The sequence below is a fragment of the Bifidobacterium sp. LH_558 genome (assembly GCF_056356295.1).
On record NZ_JBKETZ010000002.1, the window covers coordinates 64693 to 86893 of the forward strand.

Sequence of the window (22201 nt, forward strand, 5' to 3'; positions counted from 1 at the left end):
TTGGTGCCATCGTTGGTGCCATCGGAAGCGTCGACGATGTGTCGATGATGCGCCGATGGCATCTCCATCAAGCACCGTCCATGCAGTGGGGCGTGCGGATTACATATCCGCACGCCCCACTGGCGTTTGAACGCCCGTCGGTACCGCCACGGCCTCGCCCCGCTGAGTCCTCTGACCGTTCGGGCGGCCCAGTCCACCCTCGGGCGGTTCGGTCAACCTTCGGGCGGTTAGATCATCGACATCCCACAGTTCATCCATTCCAAGAACGTTGGAATTTCAACGTTCTTGCATTACGCCACCAATAACGGCAACCGCCCAAGCAGTATGGGAACCGCCCGAACGCCTCAGAAAACCGCCTGAAGGTTAAGTAAAACCGCCCGAACAATAACAAAACGATGCCGCGCCGTAGCACCGAACCATGCAAACGCGGTATTGTGGTGTTCGACAACGCAACTGTCGACTTTCAAGGAGAAAACATGGCAGAGACCTTCAACGTCGTGGTGGAGATTCCGCGCGGTTCCAAGAACAAGTACGAAGTGGACCACGAGACCGGCCGCGTGTTCCTGGACCGCACGCTGTTCACCTCGATGGGCTACCCGGATGACTATGGCTACATCGACGGCACCCTGGGCGAGGACGGCGATCCGCTGGACGCCCTGATCATGCTGCCGAACTCCGTGTTCCCGGGCTGCATCGTGGAATGCCGCGCCGTGGGCCTGTACCACATGGTCGATGAGGCCGGCGGCGACGACAAGGTGCTGTGCGTGCCCGCCGACGTGCGCTTCGACGACATCAAGGACATCGACGACGTCTCCGAGTTCCACAAGGCCGAGATCAAGCACTTCTTCGAGCAGTACAAGGCTCTGGAGCCCGGCAAGGAAGTCATGCCCGGCGACTACTGGACCAATGCCGCGGAGGCGGAGAAGGAGATTGTCGCCGCCAAGGAGCGCCTCGCCAACGAAGGCAAGTGACGTAATCCCTTAGAGCGCAAGTGGCCCGTCCGCGACTTCATGTCGCGGACGGGCCACTTCGTTTGCGGCCACTTCGATTTATGAGGCGATATCGAGTTTGGTGTGTCGGGTTTGCCGAATAAGGCCGATTTTCCACACCAAACTCGAGAATCAATCGTTTTACCTGAGCCGGTCTCCGAGACACGACACACCAAACTGCATATACCCGCTTGAAGGCCCGTTCGGGAGAGGGAAAAAGCTATGGAACCGGACCTGACTGGTTATGAACGCGTCGCTCATCACGTTGATGACCCGTTCAGGAGAGGGAAAACCGCAATCACCACTTGTTATTCGCGCTGATCGGCAGGGTCAAGATATCGGATAACCTTCGCCGGAACACCGGCGACGACGGCATAATCAGGCACATCCTTGGTCACGACGGCTCCGGCGCCAACGACGGCGCACTCGCCGATCGTCACTCCCGGGCAAATGGTCACGTTCATACCGATCCACGCATTACGCCCGATAGTGACCTTGCCATACGTGTATATGGTGTGCCGCTCATTCATATCGTGGTTGATCGTGGCGATGCGCGCACCCGGCGCAACCATCACTCCGTCGCCAAATTCAATGCCGCCCGACGCCGACAGAATGGCGGAATGGTTGATGAACACGTGCTTGCCGAACGTCACACGGTTGCCGAAGTCGCAGATGAACGGGGTCAGGATGCGCACGTCGTCAAGCTCGCGGCCGAACAATTCCTCAAGATGGCGAACATACGACGGGTCGTCCGGCATCGCCGCGTTCGCTTTGGCGCACAGCGTCCGGGAACGCATCATCTCCTCCCCGGCCTCGTCGAAGTACGGCTCGCGCACATCCGTGGGCCCGCCCTGGTCCATCAGCTCGTATACATATCCTTTGTTGTATTCTGTTGCCATCGTATAGTTCACCTTTCCATCAATCATTGGATTCGTTGGCATCGTTTTGCCCATTACCGTCATTGTTGTCGTCATTGCCATCGTCACTGTTTCGCCGCGTCTGCCCGCCGTTCTCCGGGTTCTCTTCGTCCCATACCAGACGTCCGGTCCGCAAGGCCTGTTCGTAGCGGTCGATTTTGGAGGCAAGCCGCTCCATCGTGTCTTCGATATTCGCCAGTTGCGCCCGCAGAGTCTCCATCTGCTCGTTCAGCAGACTCAATCTCGCGGGGATGGTCTCGTCGCCCATGCGGAACAGCCGCACGTATTCGATCATCGCCTCCACGGGCAGGCCAGCGCTGCGCGTGCAGATGGCCAGTTCCACCCATCTGAGGTCCTCGTCCCCGTAGTCCCGGATGCCTCCAGGAGTTCGTGTGACCGGCGGAATCATGCCTACGCGTTCGTAGTAGCGCAGCGTGTCCTGACTCACGTGGTAACGCTCCGCCACTTCTTTGATGCTCGCCATGCATCCTCCTTTCGCGATGAATCCACCATATGACTTGGAGTTGGCTCCAAGTCAAGCCGCGACACGCCAGTCGCCTCATCACCACCCATCGCGCTCGAAACGCCAACCATGCGAAGTGTTACAATCGGTTTGGTAATTCGCGTTGACTGCTCGAACAGCATTCAACTGGATTCAAAGCCGTGCAACCCGGCAGTTTGAATGTCGACGCTCCCCGAGGCGTAGGCGGATGGTTAAGGGCATCCGTCGAGGCCCATCCCGAGGGGAGCTTCTCGTCGGGATGAACCCTTGAACCGACATGTTGCAGACACTGATTATCGCTATTTCCGTTTCCATGGACGCGTTCGCCGTCGCCGTCGGCAAAGGCCTGACCGTGCGCAGGCTCCGCGCCCAAGACGCACTGAAAACCGCACTGTGGTTCGGTGGATTCCAAGCGCTGTTTCCGATTCTCGGCTTCTTCGCCGCTTCCACGTTCAGCTCGTATGTGGAGGCCTTCGACCATTGGATTATCTTCGCGCTATTGCTGCTGATCGGCGGCAATATGGTGCGCGAGGCCTTCGGTGAGGATGACGAGAACGAAGGCGAGACCCCTGATTTCGATTGGCGTCATATGCTGCCGTTGGCTGTGGCCACCTCAATCGACGCCTTCGCCGTGGGGGTGAGTTTCGCTTTCATGGAGGTGAACATCTGGCTGTCCGTTGCCTGCATCGGCGTGACCACCGGTCTGCTTTCGGCCGTCGGACTGCATATCGGCCGCCTGTTCGGCTCCCGCTGGCAGAAGCCCGCGCAAATCGCCGGAGGCGTCGTGCTGATTGTGATTGGCTGCAAAGTGCTGCTGGAGCATATGGGCATACTCGCCCTGTAGCCGCACGCGGCCTTCGCAGGAACCGCTGTAAATCTACAGGCGCATCAGCACCAACGTGGCGAGCGCGACGGTCACGCCCATCAGCATCACCGGCAGCATGCCGACGCCGATCCACGGATGGCGCGCGGCCGGGTCGGGATCGACCTCACGCAGCCAGTACACGGAGGCGAAGGCGAGCGCAACCGCAAACGCCACAATCACCACAAGCGCGACAACCGCCGCCATATTCTCAGTTGCGGAGGCCAGCAGCGTGGGCAGGAATGCCCATCCGCCCACCGAAATGGCCGCAGTGCCGGAGGTTACGGAGTGCGAAAGCGAGCGGATCAGATGCGAGCGTTCCTCGCGCGCCATCTGCCGTCCGAAGGCGAAGACCACCAGCAGCACCAGCAGTCCGCCCGCGCCCAACGCCCATGCGTCGCATTGCGCGAATTTCGGCGAGCGCTCCAGCAGGCCCATCGTCCACACCAGAGGCGTGACGGCGAACGCCACGGAGGCCGCGCCGAACACCACGGACGCCACGCGGTCGGCGAGGGTGGCGCGCAGCGGCCAGCAGGCCACGAATACCAACAGCACCGCGGCGATGGCGATGAAGCCCGGAATCCGGCCCCACACGCCCAGTGCCGCGATGTCCGTCCAGCCTGCCGCGACCGACACCACTGCGGCCAACACCATCACCAGGTATGCGGCGGCCTGCACCAGCAGCATGGGTACGACTTTGCCGCGCGTGCGTTCTTCGGGGGTGCGGGTCATCTCTTGCCTCCTGCCTGCCGAAACATTCTCGTCACCATCCTACGACCCGCCTTGGGAAAACCGCACCGCCGAAGTGGAAAAACGGCGGTTTTCGCCCGTTTTCGTCATGTCGCGCACGTTAACGACGTGTGAACGGACGGGGAGCGATGGTGTCCATGACGGGCGCGTACAATGTGAACAGCCGCGCAGAACGGCTCAAACCCGTGCCCGCAGACGTATCATACGTGATTTCAGCAGGCGCGGCGGCAGGGAAACCCAACAAGTGGAGGGAGTCATCGTGACGGATCTGACGTTGATGACGTTCGCCAGCGATCCCGCCACCGTGTTGCCGTCGTTGGCGCTGCTCTCCCACCGCGTGCGCGTGCTGCCCATGGACGCGGACAGCCTGATCAAGATGCCGGAAAGCACGATTCTGTTTTTGGATGCGCGCGACGATCTGGCCACCGCCAAAACGCTATGCCGTCTGATCCACGCCTCCGGCCTGTCCACGCCGATTGTGCTGGTGCTGACCGAGGGTGGATTCACCGTGGTCAACTCGCAGTGGGGCATCGCCGATGTGGTGGTGTCCACCGCTTCCCCGGCCGAGGTCGAGGGACGCTTGCGTTTGGTGTCGGAGCGCGGCAATGCGCCCGCCGGCGCGATGCTTGGTGGGGTTGGTGAGCCGAACGCGGCCGTCGAGGATGGCCAGTTGCGTTCCGGCGATCTGATTGTGGACACCAACGGATACACCGCCTCCCTGCACGGCCGCCCCATCGACTTGGCTTATAAGGAATTCGAGCTGCTCAAATATCTGGTGCAGCATCCCGGCCGCGTGTTCACGCGCGCCCAGCTGCTGCAGGAGGTGTGGGGCTACGACTATTACGGCGGCACCCGCACGGTCGACGTGCATATCCGTCGCCTGCGCGCCAAACTCGGCGGCGAATACGAGCATCTCATCGGCACGGTTCGCAATGTGGGATACCGCTTCGACCCGCCCGAAGACGAGCAGGAGGACGACGCCGCCAAGGCCGCGGCCGCGCACAACAAGTAGCGCCAGCATCCGCGTCGCAAGCGCAGACATCATCAATGACGGCGAGGTGCGCCATGAATACCAAGGATTCTCGGCAAGGCCGCGAAAGCGCCGCCGCGAGGCGCGCCCGCATGCACGAGGAGTACGCCGTGCTGTGCGAGGTGATTCCCGAGCCGCGCTGCGCGTTGGATTTCCGCACTCCCCTGCAGCTGCTCATCGCCACGGTGCTGAGCGCGCAAACCACCGACAAACGCGTCAACACGGTCACGCCCGCCCTGTTCGCCGCCTACCCCACCGCCGCCGCGCTGGCCGCCGCGAATCCGCAGGATGTGGAAGACATCATCCACCCGCTGGGCTTCTACCGCGCCAAAACCAAGCATCTGTTGGGATTGGCCGCCGCGTTGGACGAGCGCTTCGGCGGCGAGGTGCCGCGCACGATGGAGGAGCTGACCAGCCTGCCGGGCGTGGGTCGCAAAACCGCGAACGTCGTGTTGGGCAACGCGTTCGACGTGCCGGGATTCCCTGTGGACACGCATGTGCTGCGGGTGACCGGACGCTTGCGTTGGCGCGCCGACTGGCGGCAGGCGCATCCTGATCCGGTGAAGGTCGAGAAGGAGATCACCGCCTGTTTCGACCCGTCCGACTGGACGGATCTGAGCCATCGGCTGATTCTGTTCGGCCGCGCCACCTGCCACGCGCGCAAACCCGACTGCGCCGACTGCCCGCTGAACGACACCTGCCCCAGCGCGCCCTGACAGACGCGAGAGGCGTCATATTCAGAAGTGCGCAACGCCCCACCTGCCAGCGCCCTGCCAACATCCTGATAGCACACCTGAAAGACGGCCCGCCCGCCAGACGCAACGTGCCCCACGAAAAACGCTGGGACGATGGCCCTGACTAGACTGGGGGCCATGCAGAAGCAGCGAGACAATGCGTTGACACGTTGGGGGATTTTCGTCGGGGTCGCCGTCGGTTTATTCGCACTGGTTTGGATCGGCTGGTCGCTGGTCACCCGCCATTACGTGGGCGGCGGCGACTTCATCCGCTCGGACACGTCGATTTCCGTGGGCCTGCGCGACGAGGCCACCTCGCTGGACCTGTTCGACGAGGATTCCGAGGCGGCCGAGGCCGCGGCCCGCGCGCTGATCGGCAACGTGTACGAGACGCTGGTGACGTGCGATCAGAACAACGCGCTGCAGGCCGGTTTAGCCAGCGACTGGACCGTCTCAAGCGACGGCCTGACCTACACCTTCACCATCCGCTCCGGCGTGGAATTCTCAAACGGGCATACGTTGGACGCCGCTGACGTCGTCTATTCGCTGCAGCGCGCGGTCAGCAGCAAGGCCAGCGACGTGGACCAGCTGGGCTCGCTCGCCTCGGTCGAAGCCCCCGACGACTCCACCGTTGTCATCACCCTCTCCTCGCCCAATCCCACGCTGCCGCGCACGCTGTCCGGCAGGTTGGGTGTGGTGTTCGACGAGCAGGCCTCCGTCGATTACGCGGACGAGGCGGTCGGCTCCGGCCCCTTCACCGTGGCCCGTTTCCGCGCGGGCGAGTCCATCACGCTCGACCGCAACGAATCCTATTGGGGAGAGGCTCCCGCGCCGGCTTCGGTGACGCTCACCTATTACGACGACGACGCAACCATGATCAGCGCGCTGCAGAACGACGACATCGACCTGGCCATCCCTGCCGACGCTTCCGCCGCCGACGCGGTGGCCGCGGATCCCACCATCACCGTCGCCACGGGAGCGAGCACCTCATCGGTGGTGCTCGCGTTCAATAACAGCGTCGACGCGATCTGCTCGGACGAGCAGGTGCGCAAGGCCGCACGCCACGCGCTCGACCTTGACTCCATCGTCGCCTCGCAGCCGGACGCGGCACAGGCCCTGGGCGGCCCGCTCACCCCGCTGGAACCGGGCTATGAGGATCTGACCGGACTCTACCCCTATGATGTGGCGCAAACGCAATCCATGCTCTCCTACTTCGCCTACGGCTATCTGGGCACGGTCCATCTGGTCGCGCCTCACGAATACGACGCGCTGGCCCAGACCATCGTCGAACAGCTGCAGGCGGGCGGATTCTCCGTGCGGCTGGAGGTGCTGGCCGAGGGCGAGGTGAGCGAACGCATCGCCGCCAACGACTACGACATGGTCATCATCGAGACGAGCGGCGGCGACAACGCGCGCGGCTTCTCCAGCTCGCAATCCCCCTACTTCTACGAGGACGACGCGGCCCAGCAGGCCTATGCGCAGGCGATGGCGGCCACGAACGACGCCGATTTCCAGGAGCGCATGCGCGCCTACGCCCGCGTGCTCGGCGAGGATGCGGCCAGCGGCTGGCTGTACGCGCGCCAGTGTACGGTGGTCGCGAAATCCACGGTTTCCGGCTACCCGACCGCCATGGTCGACCAGCGTCTGCCGCTCGCCTCGGTATCGACGCAATAGCGCGGCTTGCGCACCGGGCGGCTATGTCATGCAACGCGCATAAACTCAAGCCTATGACTGAAGGCACTACTATCAACGCACACCTCACCCCGCTGCCCGACAAAGTCGGCGTGGACGGGCTCGAGGACAAGTGGCGTGCCGTCTGGGATGAGGACGGCACCTACCAGTTCCGCAACACCCGCGACCGCAAGGCCGTCTATTCGATCGACACCCCGCCGCCCACCGTCTCCGGTTCGCTGCATGTGGGCCACGTGTTCAGCTACACGCACACCGACGTGGTCGCCCGCTTCAAGCGCATGCAGGGCTACGACGTGTTCTACCCGATGGGTTGGGACGACAACGGCCTGCCCACCGAACGCCGCGTGCAGAACTACTACGGCGTGCGCGTGGACACCTCCATGCCCTACGATCCCGACTTCCAGCCTCCGTTCGAAGGCACCGACGGCAAGAAGATCGACGCCAAGGACCAAGTGCCGGTGAGCCGCCAGAACTTCATCGAACTGTGCGAGAAGCTCACCGCGCAGGACGAGAAGCTGTTCGAGGCGCTGTGGCGCCGTTTGGGCCTGTCGGTCGACTGGTCGCAGACCTACCACACCATCGGCGAGCATCCGCGCCGCGTGGCCCAGAAGGCGTTCCTGCGCAATCTTGCGCGCGGCGAGGCCTACCAGCAGGACGCGCCCGGCCTGTGGGACGTGACCTTCCAGACCGCCGTGGCCCAGGCCGAGCTCGAAAGCCGCGAATACCCCGGCTTCTACCACAAGGTGGCCTTCCGCTTCGAAGACGGCACTCCGATCTACATCGAAACCACCCGCCCCGAACTGCTCGCGGCCTGCACCTCGCTGATCGCCCACCCGGACGACGAGCGCTACAAGCCGTACTTCGGCCAGGAGGTCTACTCCCCGCTGTTCCGCGTGAAGGTGCCGATTCTCGCGCATCCGGCCGCGGAGATGGACAAGGGCGCCGGCATCGCCATGTGCTGCACCTTCGGCGACGTGACCGACGTGCAGTGGTGGCGCGAGCTGAAGCTGCCCACCCGCTCCATCATCCAGCGCAACGGCCGCATCGTGATGGATACCCCGGAATGGATCGAAGACGAGGCCGGACAGGCCGTGTTCGCCGAAACCGCCGGCAAGACCACCTTCTCCGCCCGTAAGATCATCGTCGACAAGCTGCGCGAGTCCGGCGATCTGGACGGTGAGCCGACGCCCACCAAGCGTATGACGAACTTCTACGAGAAGGGTGACAAGCCGCTGGAGATCGTCACCTCGCGCCAGTGGTATCTGAAGAACGGCGGCACCGACAAGACGCTGAACGCCGAGCTGATCGCCCGCGGCAAGGAGCTGGAGTTCCACCCCGACTTCATGCGCGTGCGTTACGAGAACTGGGTGAACGGCCTCAACGGCGACTGGCTGATTTCGCGCCAGCGCTTCTTCGGTGTGCCGTTCCCGCTGTGGTATCCGCTGGATGAGGCGGGCGAGCCGGATTACGCGAACCCGATCATCCCGTCCGAGGATCTGCTGCCCATCGACCCCACCACCGACGTGCCGGCCGGCTACACCGCCGAGCAACGCGACGTGCCCGGTGGCTTCACCGCCGAGAACGATATTATGGACACGTGGGCCACCTCCTCGCTCACCCCGCAGATCGTGACCCATTGGGCCGAGCCGGACGAGGAGTCCCAGGCGCTGTTCAACGCCACCTTCCCGATGGATCTGCGCCCGCAGGGCCAAGACATCATCCGCACCTGGCTGTTCTCCACCGTGGATCGCGCGCATCTGGAGAACGGCTGCCTGCCGTGGGCGCATGCCGCGCTGTCCGGTTGGATTCTCGACCCCGACCATAAGAAGATGTCGAAGTCCAAGGGCAACGTCGTGGTGCCGAACGAGCCGATCGAGAAGTTCGGCGCGGACGCCGTGCGCTACTGGTCCGCCAACGCGCGCCTCGGCCTCGACGCCACCTACGACGAGGGCCAGATGAAGATCGGCCGCCGTTTGGCGATCAAGCTGCTCAACGCCACCAAGTTCGCGCTGGCGATCGGCCGCGAGGACGAGAACCATCACGTGGGCGAGGCCGCCGTGGCCTCTTGGAACCCGGCCGATGTGACCGAGCCGCTGGACCGCGCCGCGATGGCGAAGCTGGCGCTTGTGGTCACGCAGGCCACCGAGGCGCTCAACGCCTACGAGCATTCCAAGGCGGTTGAGGTGATCGAGAGCTTCTTCTGGCAGTTCTGCGACGACTATATCGAGCTGGTGAAGAACCGCGCCTACGGCACCGCCGACGAGCAGGGCAACGCGCCCAGCGAGGCCGCCGTGAAGTCCGCGCGCACCGCGCTGGGCTTGGGATTGGATGCCTTCGCGCGTCTGCTCGCCCCGTATCTGCCCTACGCCTCCGAAGAGGTGTGGAGCTGGATGCATGAGGGCGAAGGTTCCGTGCACCGCGCCGCCTGGCCGACCGCCGAACCGTACGCGCAGGCCGCCACGGGTGTTTCGCCCGAGGTGCTCGCGTGGGCCGGCAAGGCCGTGGAGCAGCTGCGTAAGATCAAGTCCGAGGCGAAGGTCTCCATGAAGACCCCGATCCTCTCCGTGGCGCTTTCCGCCGCGAAGGACGGTGTGGACGCGATCAAGTCCGCCATGGGCGACATCGCCCAGGCCGGCCGCGTGGTGGGCAAGTTCGATCTGGTGGAGAAGCACGCCGAGGAGGCCGCCGCCGCTGAGGCTGAGTCCGCCACCGAATCCGCCGCCGAGGTCTCCATCGAGGCCAGCGAGCTGGGCGAGCCCCCGGCCAAGAAGCCCAAGGCCTGATCGCCCCCGCGAATCGGTAGCGACGAATCGCAACCATCAAGTGCCGTGAGTCATGGAATCCCCATGCCTCACGGCACTTTTCATAGACGCCCAAAAGGTTGCCGATGTCAGGATTGGGGGTCTAGGAGCCACTGCCAGGCTGGAATTTGATGGATGGTGTGGCCGTCACGTTCGTAGACGGCTTCTTTTCCATGCTCGACGATGATGATGCCGGAGTCCAGTCCGGCTTCGTCCATCGCCTCCCATAGCGCGCGAGTCTCACGTTCGCGTGTGGCATCGTCATCCATATCGGCCGTGACCTGATACAGCTCATACGGACGCCCCTCGATTTCGTCGCCCACCACAAAATCGACTTCCCAACCGTGTGCGCGCGTATGGTACGAGCTGATCGAGCCACGGCGAGAACCGGCGACGCGACGCCGCAATTCCAAATACACGGCATTCTCCAACCGCTGCCCCTCATCGCGCACATTCGCATTGGCGTTGGCCAGTGCAAGACCGGGATCAATGGCATAGATCTTCGGCAATGCCGTGGTGGCTTCGCTTAACGCCTTGGAAAAGTCCCACACTTGAAACACGAGATATGCGTCTTCAAGGTAGGAGAGGATATCCGTTAACGTCTCACGACTGGTCTTCAATCCCATCGAACGCATCACATTCTCCGTTTTGCGCACGGAAAGCTGTTTGCCATTGGATCCCAGCACGCGACTGGTGAATACGGATGCCACGCGAGCGCGCGCGATGTCGTGACGTTCCACGACATCGCGCGCTACCACACGCTGCGCATAAGATTGGAGCAACGGTGTGGCCAAACCCTCCGGCAATCCTTGCGCTGCGGGAAATCCCCCTCTCTTCAGATAATCACCGAGCGCGTTGGATAGCAGAACACGACGTTCAGTCGTAAAATCCGTTGATTCACCGGCCTCGACAAGGCCCTTCGACTCGGCGATTTCACGAAAGGACATGGGCAGCAACTCGAAATCGAGAGCCCTGCCCCTGAATTCCGTGGCGATATCGCTGGACAACATCTTCGAGGAGGAGCCCGTCACATAAATCGTGGCTTTACGCGTGTCCACGATACGCCGCAGCCACGTGCCCCAATTCCGCATCTCCTGCACCTCGTCGAGGAACAGATACGCTCCCTCACTCAACGCCGTAGGATGCATCGCATAGAAGCACTCCAACACCTCGTCACCTGTTTCAGGCGTGACGGGCGACAATCGATCGTCTTCGAAATTGAAATAGCAAATATGTTCCGATGGAACGCCTCCCGCAATAAGCGCATCCATCTCCTGCAGCAAGCGGTAGCTTTTCCCGCTGCGCCGCATACCTGTGACGACCTTCACCAGATTGCCGATTTTAGGCGGTAACGGTTCTCCAAGATCAAGCGCTCGCGGCGTAATCGGACGGTAAGCATCAAGGGAAAAATCTCGCAACGTCTGCATGATGACCTGATTCATCGCGCCTCCTTTCGACTACCTTCCAACCACCTGACGCATAACTGGCAGTTTCATTTTACCAGCTACACAGAAACTGGCAAAATAAAACTGCCAGTTTTGGAAAAATTGGCAGTTTTACTTTGCCAGTTGGTAACAGACACCTATGAAATACGGGGTAGTACCCAAGGGTTTGACACTTTTCGGAATTTCGAACACCCTATTTTTGACACTTTTCAGAATTTCAAACCCCTTGTTTTTGACACTTTTCGGAATTTCGCTCTGCTGATGGGCTGACGAGGACGCCAAATGCGTGGGCCACTGTTGCCGGCTGAATTTGAGTCAGGAAGATAGGTTGCGGCCGGGTCAATTGGCCAGATGGCGGCATGGGCCGAGGGGGTTGCGCTTGGGTCGGCGAAGGTAGGTCGCGATGCGGATGGCGGTCCATCCAGCGGCGAGTACGGCGACGGCGATCCATAGGGCGATGGTGCGTGCGTCATGCAGGTCGGTGGGGTCGGGCGCGGGATCTGGGATGTCCACCCGATGAGCGGAGACGAGCAGACGGTGCGTGTTCACGCCGTATGGCGTGCATGTCATTAAGGTAAGACGGTCCTCACCGGACACGATACGCAGTTGCGAATCGTCATCCGGTTCGATCACGCTGATGCGGTCCACCTCATAGCCGAGCGTCTCCCCCATCACCTCAACGTAGACGAAGTCCCCTTCGACGAGTTCGTCGATGCGCGTGAACATCAACGCTTCCACCAGGCCACGATGCCCGGTGATCACACTATGCGTCGACTCTCCCCCCACGGGTAGCGACGTACCGTATAAATGCCCCACGCCACGGGCCAGCACGCTTTCGCTGGTGCCATGGTAGATCGGCAGTTCGATGGAGACTTTCGGAATGCGGATGGATCCCATCACGCCACTGCCCGCGTCAAGTAAAGACTGATATTCGGAGTCCTGCGCGGCGGCGGAATCCTCCTCGCCCGACGCGCGCGAACCGCCGGACACGCTCGAGAACGGGTCGGACGCCTCGCCCAACACCGATTGCCCTTGTTCGGCCAGACGCGCGTTGTACTCGCGCGCCGCGGCCAGCGTCTCTTCGGCTTGGGGGTACGGCCAGCCGGACACTTCGGCGGCTGCGTCGGAAGAAGTGGTGGCCAGCTCTCTCGCCGACCACCACTGCAACGCCAGCGGATACCCCGTCACCACAATGGCGGCCACCAGCAAAGTGATGACCACCGTGCGCATCACCAGCAACTGGCGGCGCAACGACCGGCGTCGTGCGGCGAGATCCGAGGTATCGAGGGCTTCTTCGAAGGTCATGCTAACGGCCCGACGAAGGCGCGCAGCCGGGCAAGCTCCTGTTCAAGTTCGTGAATATGCAATGACTGTTGATAGATCACCAGATCACGCAAATCGTAGCGCTTCGAGTTGGATAGCGAGATCACCGACTTGGTGACGTCGCTGGGAGACACCGCATCAACCTTGCCGTCGAACAGCGACGCGCCGTCGTTTTCGAGGGACATACGGGCTTCTCTCACCAGCTTGGAATCCTGCTTCCAGCGCGCGATGCACCGTTCGATGCGTTTGGCACCGATCAGTGCCGGCGGAAGTCCCGCCTGCCGGAAGAACGCCGACGGCGAGTGCCCGGAAATATAGTCGGCAAGACAAGCGACCTTAAATTCGTGCGCATAGGTGATGCGTGTGCCACTCACATTTATGACGGCCGGAAGCATGTTCAGATAAGCCGTCTCTTCGGGAGTGAACTCACGTTGAACCGCAGGCATGAAAACTCCTTCTTTTCTCTTCTCTTCTCTAAAAATCCTCTGATTAACCGAGGAATGGCCCGTGCGGACCGACAGAAGTCCGCCGCCCCGCACGAGCCGCTCGCGCATTACTGAAGGGTTGCACCGACGCGATACGCCGATGCAACACAATCAGGCGCGCGAGGCTTGCTTCACACCGCGCATCTTGACGTACACCGTGGCGGCCGCGCCCGCAAGCAGCAGACCGATCACGGAGAACAGGGCGATGCCCGCGCCACCGGTGAGCGGCAGCTGGGTGATGCTCTTGACGTTCTTGACTGTCGCGGTCGCGTCGGCGGTGCCGTTGTCGGTCGGGGTCACCAGATCCCAGACGGCGTCTTCGCCGAAGGTGATCGTATAGCCGGTCACTGCGCCGGTGCCGTCCTTGGTCTGGGTGATCGTCACGGTGAAGGTCGGCAGGGCGGACTGGAAGAATCCGTCCGCGGCCTTGGTTTCGACGACCGTGTACTCGCCGGCCGCCAGACCGGTGAAGCTCACCACACCTTTTGCGCCGGAGGTGAAGACCGTGGCATCGGCTTCGCTTGCGGCCTCGGTCCACGCCTTGCTGTCGGCGTTCTGCGTGAGGAAGGTGCCGGCGGAGTTCTTGATCTTGAACTCGGCACCTTCGATTCCAGTGCCGTCCGCATCGACCTTGGTGAACTGGAAGTTGTAGGTGTAGGTCTTGTCGCCGTCTTCGTTCGTGGATCCGTTGTTGTTCACCTCCACGTCGTTGACGATCTCGCCCACGGCCCCGCTGGAGGCGATGGCGGCGGAGTTGATCGTGGCCTTATAGGTCAGCACGAAGGTCTTGCCGACCAAAGACGAGTTGGTGCTCTTCAGTCCCATCAGCCAATCGTTGGAGACGGTGACCACGAAGGTCGTCGATCCGTTAGCCTCGTATCCGGTGGTGTCTTCGCCTTCGCTCTTCACCGTGAAGTCGGTGCCGTAGTTCAACGTGGCCAACGTGCCGGTGGATTCCTTGCTTTCCTTGACGGTCAGGGAAAGGCTACTCGCATCCAGCTTCACATCCTGGCCCACGCCCGGGGTATCGGTGAGGGTGTAGGTGTAGGTGTCGTAGCCGGTCACGTTCGGCACCTTGCCGGTTACGGTCCAGGTCACATCCTTGCCCACGGACTGCGACGACTCGTCCACGGTCTTCTCGACCGGAGTCGGCTCGTTCTTGACCTGGATGATGCCGAGATCGCTCTGGTTCGCCAGATCAAGACCGGTGACGTCGCCCTGCGGGTAGATCTTGGTGCCGAGCAGCATCGGGATCGACGTGGTGAACTTGGCGACATCGGCCGAGGCGGCAGACAGATCGGTGGTATCGACCACCGCGTACACGCCCTGCGGAAGGTTCGTGAACTCGGCCTTGCCGTTGGCGCCCGTGGCGGTGTAAGTGCCCTTGGTGACCTCACTCTGGAACGTCGCTTTACCGGCGAGCGCGGTCACGAAATCGCGCAGCGCGCCCGCATACGGCGAGTCCTTCGAAGTCTCGTCCCGGTTGACGGTGTTGCCCGCAACCTTGTAGCCGAGCATGTACTTGGCCACATAACCCATCGGGTTGTCGGTGAACTCGCTGTTCTCATAGGTCGGCGTGATACTGTCGGCGATCACGTCATTCAGAACCGTCTCGATGTCGGAAACCAATGCGGATTCCGTCAGCAAGGACACGCTTTTGGCGGTCGCATCATTGGCACCGTACACCGCGTCGTCATATGAGGCCAACCGAATCGCCACGAACGTGTGTCCGTTCAACGATGCGTTCTCATCGACGTCCGTTGTGCTCTGGTCATCCGCCGGGGCGTTCACGGTGATGGTGGCCGGAGTGCCGGTATCCAACGTGATCGGATCATCCTCGGCCGCGTTGGCGGTGGTCACACCGATCGTCAGACCGGCGAGCATCGTTGCTGCGGCGGCGACGCCGGCGAATAGTTTCCTCATCTTCATGGGAATCCCTACTTCCTGTTATTTGTTTTTTCTCTCACGGACAGCGTGGAGGATTTTCACACTCGAGTTCGAGCCAGACGCGGCGCGGGAACGACCATCGTTCGAGCGCCGAGCGCCTCTGCGTATCCGTAAATCTTCTGTTATCGGGGATTGTGTGGCATCACACAACCGTGTTGGACAAGCCGTTGCGACGGCGCCATGCGCGATAGGCCAACCACGCCAGCACCGAAACTCCGATCAGGCTCAAGCCCAGAACCAGCCACTGGCGGGCGGTCGAACCGCCCGTGGACGGCAGCCCCAGGAGCGGACCACGATCGAAGGAATTCGTGAACTCGGCGCTGGGCGTCACATGGTCGGCATCTTCGGTGCCTTGCCCCCACTCGGATGTGTTCACCAGCTGAACGCTTGCGGAACCGTTATCCGCGGTATCTCGCGTCAGCGTCACTTCGGCCTTCAAATCGTTTCCAGCACCAAACCGGATCACCGTCACGGAGAGCGTGTAGCTGGCCTTCGAATAGGTCAGCTCCTTGACCGCGCTGTCCGCCGATGGCGTGACCTCGCTGATCGTGTAGGTGAAGGTCAACGAATCAGTACTCCATTGCACACCCGACGGCGAGAACAGCCGCAATGTGTAGGTGAGCTCACCCAACGACACCGTGTTCGTATTACCCGATTCCGGCTTCGACACCGTTACCGTGCAGCTCCCGGCATCCGAGTCACACACCACACCATCACCCACAGGCAATGGCACATCGATACGAGAGTTGGGCGTCTCCCCCGCCTCCAGTTTGAACGTGAACGTCGCATCATCCGGCCAGTCGTCACCCGTGACGGTTTTCACCGCCTCAAGCGGCACCGACACACTCTGCGCGTTCGGATGGTTCCTCACCTGGATGGTGGTGAGACCGGAGAACAGGTTGTCCAGATCGCGATCGCCGAGATTCTGTTTGTGCTCGCTCGAAACGCCGGCACCATCGTAGTTCTGCGTGATCTTCAGATTCGACCAACCCTCGTCGACCATCAGGAACACATCCTCGAACGAGGCCCCCGGTCTGCCCGCCTCAACACCAGTCAAACCATACTGCAGTACCGCGCCGCCCGAACCATAGGTCAGGTTATGCGACTGCTCGGGCTCCACGTCGATCCAGTCGTACTGCCAACCCAGAGACTGGTCATACGTGGGCTCCGTACCCGTCTGCAACGTGGCCGTGATGTCCCGCAGCGTGCTGTCGAACTCATCATCGGACGCAAGCGCACCAACGAACCCACGCCCTTCCACACACGCACGTCGTCGTCGCTCTCGCCGGCATCGGCGTACACGCCGTCCGTCGTCACCACCACCTTGGTGGCCTGGTCGGTCAGCTTGTAACCGTACGAGGCTTGTTTCGTCTCCACGAGGTAATACACGCCCGTCTTGAGCACATTGCTTCCTGTGGGGAACATCGCGGCGCTATGCATCAGCATCTTGCCGTTGTCGCTGCCCGCGTCGTTGGTGACAAACTCCGGTGTAGTGGTCACCCGGTCGTAATACGTGTCCTTGTCCTTCGCGGTAACGGTTCCGTCGTCGGCGACATTGACCTGATCCTCGGAGTACAGCGTGAACTCCACCGTCAGATTCTCGTCGATGTCGGTCAGCGGATTCCACTTCTCATCCGTCTTCTGCACAAGCAGCCGGTTCTTGATATTCGGCACCTTCAGTCTCGCGGAGAACTGACGCTGCCACGTCGTGTTCGGCTCCTCGCCCGCGATATACAGACGGGTGGTGTTCTCGCCGGTCGCATCCGCCAGCGAACTCGCCGACGTGTGGTAATACGAAACCGTGTATTTGAGGTTCTTGTAGGCTTCGATATTCTCCGCCGAAGGAGTGCCGTTCTCGGACTCGATCAGGTTGTAGTACGTGCTGATGTCGCCCGGAAGCTCGTCGATCGTGGCCTGAAGACCACCCTTGACCTGCATGACGAAACGATACGTGGATTCGGGATGTTCGGCCGCCACGGAGGCGATCTGGCCGATGTTGTCTGCGTCATAGTACGTGTACCCGTTCAGGGAATCACCCACCACAACCTTCCAATTGCCCTGATGGGCCAGATCAGACGGATCGGTCGGCTCCTCGCCCTGGTACGCCAGCACCACGGCGAACAGGGTGCCGGTGGTCTGGTCGATCAGATCGCCCGCCTCACCGGGATTGTTGGGGTCCCTCAGAGCGTAGATATCCTCCGGAGCCTGGATCAGCACGCCCGTATTCGTATACGCGCCCGTCTCCCACATGCTCTCCGTGTTCGCGGTGACGTAGCCGCTGAACTGTTGCGTGCCGTCGTCGTCCGGCGGATGGTAGTCCAGCTTCACATCCCCGGATATTCGGTACCCCTCGGGTGCCGAGACCTCATGCAACACATAATGCGTGTACCCGCCGTTCTGGCCCTCCCCACGGGCGTATATCTCATCGAAGGAGATGGGCATGCCGCTTTCGGGATCGGTGAGCACCAGCTGGCCCGCGCTGTCGGTGGTGCCTTCGGCGACCTGATCCCTACCCCAGACATAGCTGTAATCATCCTCCGCGCCGTACAGCTCGAAGGACACTCCGGCGACCGGATTGCCGGACTGGTCGACCTTGATGATCGAGCTCTCCGGGATGTTCACCAGGTTGAAGCTCAGACGCAGGTTGGATGCCTGGTTGCCGCGCTCCATATAGAACATCTTGATGGTGTGGTTGCCGCCATCCGCGAAGATCTTGGTGCCGTCGGCCAAGGTCGTCCAGTCGACGGTGCCTTCCTTGCCGGCCGCCACGAACGCGTCATGGATGGTGGTGGTGTATTCGATTTCCGTCAGCGTGCCGTCCTCGTTCATGCTGCCGAACGTGATCACGCCGGTCGCGAAGTTGATGCTCGTGCCCACCGGGTCGTGGATGCCGCCCAGATCGGCCACCAACACGTCATCGATATAGATCCACACGTCGTCGTCGCCGGCGAAGTTGTACTGCATATCATGCTCTTTGCCGTCATAGCCGGTCACCTTGCCGTTGTTCTGCGTGGTGAAGCGCGTGGACATCGTCAGACCGAAATAATGGTTCAACACGCCTTGCTGACCCGATTTGATGTCGTTCGGCTTCAGCGTGCCGTCGTCATTCAGACTGTTGGCGTCGAACACATCCTCCGCGGTGTTGAACGGGAAGAACTGCGTGCCGCTGTTCTTCGACGATGTGGTGCCGCCGCCATCAACCGCGCCGCTGTCGTACAGCGTGAACTTCCTATTCGCGCTGTCGTAGGAGGCGAAATTCTCACTGCTGTCGTAGTAGTAATAGCCTTCATCGTCGATCTGCAGCAGATTGCTCACCGCGGCATACGATTGCTTGCCCTCATGGTTCACGGACGGATCGAACAGATACTGCAACGACTCGGTCGAGTCCGATGTGGTGCCGTCGGCGTTCTTGAACATCACGGAATCATCCGAGTTGTTGGCTTCGCCGGACAGCTGCGGATAACCGTTCTCATCCAATGTGTTCTGCACGATGCCGGTACGGCGGAGATCCTTCTCCACACCACCGGAACTGTTTCGCGCGCCCGTCCAGAAGTTCGCCTCACCGCGGTCCTGGACCGAGCATTGCTGCATGATTTGCTCCGGCGTTTTGCCTTTCAGATTATCCGGGAGGTCCTTATGCTGAGGATCCTCTTCGGCAAGAGCGGCCTGCTGCTCACATTTCTCATAGTCGGCGGGATTCGCGTTGCGTAGGAACTTCAACGCATGATCCTCGTTGATCATGCTCTCGAAATTGTTGTCCTCATTGGTTGGATTACTTGAATTCACCCAGTAATCGAACAGATTGATCGTGGTGTTGCTCGGCGTCACACCTGTGACGGTGTGTTCGGAGAAGTCGACCGTGCCCTCCGAATCCGAATCCGAATCCGAATCTGAATCTGCCTGCGCATCGATGGAATCGGACTCGTCGGATTCGTCGGACTCGTTTGCGTCGCCATTGGCATCTGTGGAGTCATTGGCGTTGTTGCCGTCACCGGTGCTGCCGGAGTCATTAGTGTTATCAGAGTTATTGGTGTTGGCGGAGTCATTGCTATTGGTGGAGTCATTGGCATCGCCGGCATCACCGGCATCGCCAGCACCACTCGCGCCACCGGCATCGCTGGCACCATCGCCGTCCCCGCTACTGCTGCCGCCAGACACGTCACCGTTGGTGCCATCACCGCCGGAGGTATTCGCGTCGCCGGACGCCCCGGAACCATCCGTGCCATTCCCCGAGCCACCGGTGGCATCACCGGCGTCGCCCGAGCCAGAGTCACCCGACCCTTCATCTACGACGTTGATGGCATTCGTGTCATCGCTCTGGCCGCTTCCATCAGTCGTGTCGGTTGACGTGATCAGGGTCTGGGTTTGTTCGCCGCTGTTCCCCTCACCGGGATTGGCCAAAGCGACGGCCGCGCTCGAACACAGCGCGACGGCAACCACAGCCGCTGCCAGTGATGCAAGATGACGTTTGCCCCCTACCCTCGTAAACAGCTTCCCCCGAAGCCAACCATGGTGATGATTATTGGAATTCAGCGATATTCTGCACTTCATCGCGCCCCCTATCTATGCGTCCTTACATCATCAGACCCCCATCATACCCCTCTCACATACACCTATAGACACCCTACAGTACGTTTGCAGCCCCCTATATGCGCACAAAACACGCACCAGCACTGCAATCCCACCAAAGAACAAACACCCCCGCTTATCGGGTGCATTTCACACACAGAGGATTTCAGTGTCTAATTTCACCGGCGTTTCCCGCCATTCAGAACCCATCAACCCTCCACGACAGCCCACCAAAATCACCCCAGCAATCGTGACATCGTGGCATTACGGGCGCCACGCGACGCAGCGGCGCAATCAGGCGAAAACGTCAAGCACGCCGGGATCACCGCCGGCAGCGGCGATGCGCGCATGGCGCTTCTTGGCTTCGGTGACCACGAATTCGCGGTACATCTCCGCGATATCCGGATCCAATCCCGCATCAACGGCGATGCGGTGCAGACGTTCGATCTGATAATCCTCGCGCTTCATATCCTCGGGAGCGAACCCCGCCTGCGCCTTGAGCACACCCACGCGCGACGTGGCCTTGAAGCGCTCCGCCAGCAGCGAGATGATCGCGGAATCCACATTATCGATGGTCTGCCGCAACGCGGTGATCGCCGCCACGGCCGCCGCGGTTTCAGGATGCTCCGCCGCCTGCGCCTCATCAATAGTGGAATTCTGCCAGTCGCTACCAGTCGTTTCACTCATACCCACCAGCCTACTCCCTGCCGCCCCCGCACCACCGCATCCGTCATGCCGTGGAGATGCTTGCGCCTCGCTGCGCTCCGCTCACATGACGAACAACCATCATCCCCGTCACGCCAAGCGCAACCGCACCCCACCCTCGTCACGCTATGGAGATGCTTCGACTCCGCTGCGCTCCGCTCAGCATGACGAACAACCATCATCCCCGTCACGCCAAGCGCAATACCCCACCCTCGTCATGCCGAACGCAATACCCCACCCTCGTCATGCCGAGCGGAGCCGAGGCATCTCCATACGCCATCGCATCGCACACTGCAATACGCGACGTGCGAAACGTCACAATGCTCGGACCGAGTCCCTATGCACCGTGGGGCATTCCACCAAGGTCCTCAACTGGTCGCTTTCCTCTTCGGATGTTCCCGCATCCATGGCGAGCAGCCGACGCACGCCTAGCACGCCCAGTTCGTAATGCGGTAATCCAACCGTGGTCAATGAGGGATGCAGGTGGGCGGAAATCACCTCTTGGTTATCGAATCCAACCACTGATACTTCATCGGGAATCGATATGCCACGTTCCTTTAAACCGTCGTAAAGACCCATCGCCACACGATCGTTATGGCAAAACACCGCGGCAACACCGCTTTCCGCCACCATTCGCGCAGCCTCGTATCCGCCCTCTTGATCCGGACGAACCGACATCACCAAAGCATCGTCAAATGCGATACCCCATTCGCCCAACGCCCGGCGATACCCTTCCAATCGACCGGTCTGCGCCGGCGAAGGCGTTGTAGTGTTCAAGAACATCACACGTCGATGCCCGGCTTTCAACAGTTCGACAGTGGCCGCGTAGCCGCCCTGCTCCTCATCAGGCACCACGGCCACATGACTGCCGTCCTCGTCGAAGCAGTTAACCAGCACCGTGGGAATCTCCTCCAGCCCCTTGGGGAACGCGACCGACCGGTGATACCACGTCGAATAAATCACTCCCTGCACCTGATGCTCACGCAACAACGTCAGTGCAGATTCCTCCAACGCGGTCTCACCATTAGTGTTGACCACCAACAGCAGCTTGCCGTGCGCCCACGCCTCCTCCTGCGCGCCAGCGATCATCTGGCCGGCGAACGGGGTGCTTGCCACACCATCCGCGACAAAACCAATCAAAGTCGATGCCCCCTGCGCCAATCCTTTGGCTAAAGCATTAGGTCGATACCCCAAACGGTCAGCCACCTTACGCACTTTGATACGCGTCGCTTCGGGAATACGGACTTTCTTATTGTCATTAATCGCCCAGGATGCCGTGGCAGTGGATACTCCAGCCGCCCTCGCCACGTCGCTTAAAGTCACCTTACCCATTGTCCCCACAATACTCCTTCGCCATAGGATTGCATCCGATTCAGCCAAGCCCTTCCACCAAGCAAACCTGTAACGTCATCCTGAGCGGAGTTCGCAGAACGGAGTCGAAGGATCTCGC

16 protein-coding genes and 1 pseudogene are annotated in these 22201 nt (G+C 61.2%); 6 read left to right on the forward strand and 11 right to left on the reverse strand.

Annotated elements, in window-relative coordinates; genetic code table 11:
- Positions 1 to 476: 476 nt before the first annotated feature.
- Positions 477 to 971 carry an inorganic diphosphatase gene (locus AC1AV0_RS03135; RefSeq protein ID WP_476571041.1) on the forward strand — a complete coding sequence of 165 codons (495 nt, stop codon included), beginning with the start codon at positions 477 to 479 and terminating at the stop codon, positions 969 to 971.
- A 326-nt stretch (positions 972 to 1297) separates the two neighbouring features.
- On the opposite strand, the gene AC1AV0_RS03140 is transcribed toward AC1AV0_RS03135, so the two are convergent.
- Positions 1298 to 1888 carry a sugar O-acetyltransferase gene (locus AC1AV0_RS03140; RefSeq protein WP_476571043.1) on the reverse strand — a complete coding sequence of 197 codons (591 nt, stop codon included), beginning with the start codon at positions 1886 to 1888 and terminating at the stop codon, positions 1298 to 1300.
- A 19-nt stretch (positions 1889 to 1907) separates the two neighbouring features.
- Entirely contained in the window at positions 1908 to 2390 is a 483-nt protein-coding gene (locus AC1AV0_RS03145) for a MerR family transcriptional regulator (protein WP_476571045.1), read from the reverse strand.
- 295 nt (positions 2391 to 2685) lie between these two features.
- On the opposite strand from AC1AV0_RS03145, the gene AC1AV0_RS03150 reads away from it, so the two are divergent.
- Positions 2686 to 3252, forward strand: coding sequence for a manganese efflux pump MntP (locus AC1AV0_RS03150; RefSeq protein WP_476571047.1), 567 nt, complete (start codon positions 2686 to 2688; stop codon positions 3250 to 3252).
- Between the two features lie 33 nt (positions 3253 to 3285).
- Here the strand turns inward: AC1AV0_RS03150 and AC1AV0_RS03155 are convergent, their stop codons facing one another.
- A complete protein-coding gene (locus AC1AV0_RS03155) occupies positions 3286 to 4002 on the reverse strand; it encodes a hypothetical protein (RefSeq protein ID WP_476571049.1) in 717 nt (238 codons plus the stop codon).
- A 295-nt stretch (positions 4003 to 4297) separates the two neighbouring features.
- Between AC1AV0_RS03155 and AC1AV0_RS03160 the strand changes: the two genes are divergently transcribed.
- From AC1AV0_RS03160 to valS, 4 genes are all read left to right on the forward strand, one after another.
- Complete coding sequence (locus AC1AV0_RS03160; RefSeq protein WP_476571610.1) at positions 4298 to 5032, forward strand: winged helix-turn-helix transcriptional regulator; 735 nt, start codon at positions 4298 to 4300, stop codon at positions 5030 to 5032.
- A 110-nt stretch (positions 5033 to 5142) separates the two neighbouring features.
- A complete protein-coding gene (gene nth / locus AC1AV0_RS03165) occupies positions 5143 to 5766 on the forward strand; it encodes an endonuclease III (RefSeq protein ID WP_476571612.1) in 624 nt (207 codons plus the stop codon).
- 156 nt (positions 5767 to 5922) lie between these two features.
- Positions 5923 to 7458, forward strand: coding sequence for an ABC transporter substrate-binding protein (locus tag AC1AV0_RS03170; RefSeq protein ID WP_476571051.1), 1536 nt, complete (start codon positions 5923 to 5925; stop codon positions 7456 to 7458).
- A 53-nt stretch (positions 7459 to 7511) separates the two neighbouring features.
- Positions 7512 to 10259 carry a valine--tRNA ligase gene (gene valS / locus AC1AV0_RS03175; RefSeq protein ID WP_476571053.1) on the forward strand — a complete coding sequence of 916 codons (2748 nt, stop codon included), beginning with the start codon at positions 7512 to 7514 and terminating at the stop codon, positions 10257 to 10259.
- Positions 10260 to 10366: 107 nt separating this feature from the next.
- Here the strand turns inward: valS and AC1AV0_RS03180 are convergent, their stop codons facing one another.
- The 8 genes and pseudogenes from AC1AV0_RS03180 to AC1AV0_RS03215 form a co-directional block, all read right to left on the reverse strand.
- Positions 10367 to 11719, reverse strand: a complete 1353-nt coding sequence (locus AC1AV0_RS03180; RefSeq protein WP_476571055.1) for an ATP-binding protein — start codon at positions 11717 to 11719, stop codon at positions 10367 to 10369.
- A gap of 212 nt (positions 11720 to 11931) precedes the next feature.
- A pseudogene (locus AC1AV0_RS03185) lies at positions 11932 to 13027 on the reverse strand (class C sortase).
- Complete coding sequence (locus AC1AV0_RS03190) at positions 13024 to 13491, reverse strand: HTH domain-containing protein (protein WP_476571057.1); 468 nt, start codon at positions 13489 to 13491, stop codon at positions 13024 to 13026. The pseudogene AC1AV0_RS03185 and the gene AC1AV0_RS03190 overlap by 4 nt, the downstream one beginning before the upstream one ends.
- 150 nt (positions 13492 to 13641) lie before the next feature.
- Complete coding sequence (locus AC1AV0_RS03195) at positions 13642 to 15459, reverse strand: SpaH/EbpB family LPXTG-anchored major pilin (protein ID WP_476571059.1); 1818 nt, start codon at positions 15457 to 15459, stop codon at positions 13642 to 13644.
- 160 nt (positions 15460 to 15619) lie between these two features.
- Positions 15620 to 16660: a Spy0128 family protein gene (locus AC1AV0_RS03200; RefSeq protein ID WP_476571061.1), complete on the reverse strand. Its 1041-nt coding sequence runs from the start codon at positions 16658 to 16660 to the stop codon at positions 15620 to 15622.
- Complete coding sequence (locus AC1AV0_RS03205; RefSeq protein ID WP_476571063.1) at positions 16570 to 19917, reverse strand: SpaA isopeptide-forming pilin-related protein; 3348 nt, start codon at positions 19915 to 19917, stop codon at positions 16570 to 16572. The genes AC1AV0_RS03200 and AC1AV0_RS03205 overlap by 91 nt, the downstream gene beginning before the upstream one ends.
- A 423-nt stretch (positions 19918 to 20340) precedes the next feature.
- Positions 20341 to 20733 (reverse strand): chorismate mutase, encoded by a 393-nt coding sequence (locus AC1AV0_RS03210; protein WP_476571065.1) that lies wholly within the window; start codon positions 20731 to 20733, stop codon positions 20341 to 20343.
- A gap of 333 nt (positions 20734 to 21066) precedes the next feature.
- Positions 21067 to 22083, reverse strand: a complete 1017-nt coding sequence (locus AC1AV0_RS03215; protein WP_476571067.1) for a LacI family DNA-binding transcriptional regulator — start codon at positions 22081 to 22083, stop codon at positions 21067 to 21069.
- Between the last annotated feature and the right edge of the window lie 118 nt (positions 22084 to 22201).

Bases quoted from the DNA above. Each gene is read 5' to 3' on its own strand.
- AC1AV0_RS03135 (WP_476571041.1), top strand. From the start codon at position 477: ATGGCAGAGACCTTCAACGTCGTGGTGGAGATTCCGCGCGGTTCCAAG.
- AC1AV0_RS03140 (WP_476571043.1), bottom strand. From the start codon at position 1,888: ATGGCAACAGAATACAACAAAGGATATGTATACGAGCTGATGGACCAG.
- AC1AV0_RS03145 (WP_476571045.1), bottom strand. From the start codon at position 2,390: ATGGCGAGCATCAAAGAAGTGGCGGAGCGTTACCACGTGAGTCAGGAC.
- AC1AV0_RS03150 (WP_476571047.1), top strand. From the start codon at position 2,686: ATGTTGCAGACACTGATTATCGCTATTTCCGTTTCCATGGACGCGTTC.
- AC1AV0_RS03155 (WP_476571049.1), bottom strand. From the start codon at position 4,002: ATGACCCGCACCCCCGAAGAACGCACGCGCGGCAAAGTCGTACCCATG.
- AC1AV0_RS03160 (WP_476571610.1), top strand. From the start codon at position 4,298: ATGACGTTCGCCAGCGATCCCGCCACCGTGTTGCCGTCGTTGGCGCTG.
- nth (WP_476571612.1), top strand. From the start codon at position 5,143: ATGCACGAGGAGTACGCCGTGCTGTGCGAGGTGATTCCCGAGCCGCGC.
- AC1AV0_RS03170 (WP_476571051.1), top strand. From the start codon at position 5,923: ATGCAGAAGCAGCGAGACAATGCGTTGACACGTTGGGGGATTTTCGTC.
- valS (WP_476571053.1), top strand. From the start codon at position 7,512: ATGACTGAAGGCACTACTATCAACGCACACCTCACCCCGCTGCCCGAC.
- AC1AV0_RS03180 (WP_476571055.1), bottom strand. From the start codon at position 11,719: ATGAATCAGGTCATCATGCAGACGTTGCGAGATTTTTCCCTTGATGCT.
- AC1AV0_RS03190 (WP_476571057.1), bottom strand. From the start codon at position 13,491: ATGCCTGCGGTTCAACGTGAGTTCACTCCCGAAGAGACGGCTTATCTG.
- AC1AV0_RS03195 (WP_476571059.1), bottom strand. From the start codon at position 15,459: ATGAAGATGAGGAAACTATTCGCCGGCGTCGCCGCCGCAGCAACGATG.
- AC1AV0_RS03210 (WP_476571065.1), bottom strand. From the start codon at position 20,733: ATGAGTGAAACGACTGGTAGCGACTGGCAGAATTCCACTATTGATGAG.
- AC1AV0_RS03215 (WP_476571067.1), bottom strand. From the start codon at position 22,083: ATGGGTAAGGTGACTTTAAGCGACGTGGCGAGGGCGGCTGGAGTATCC.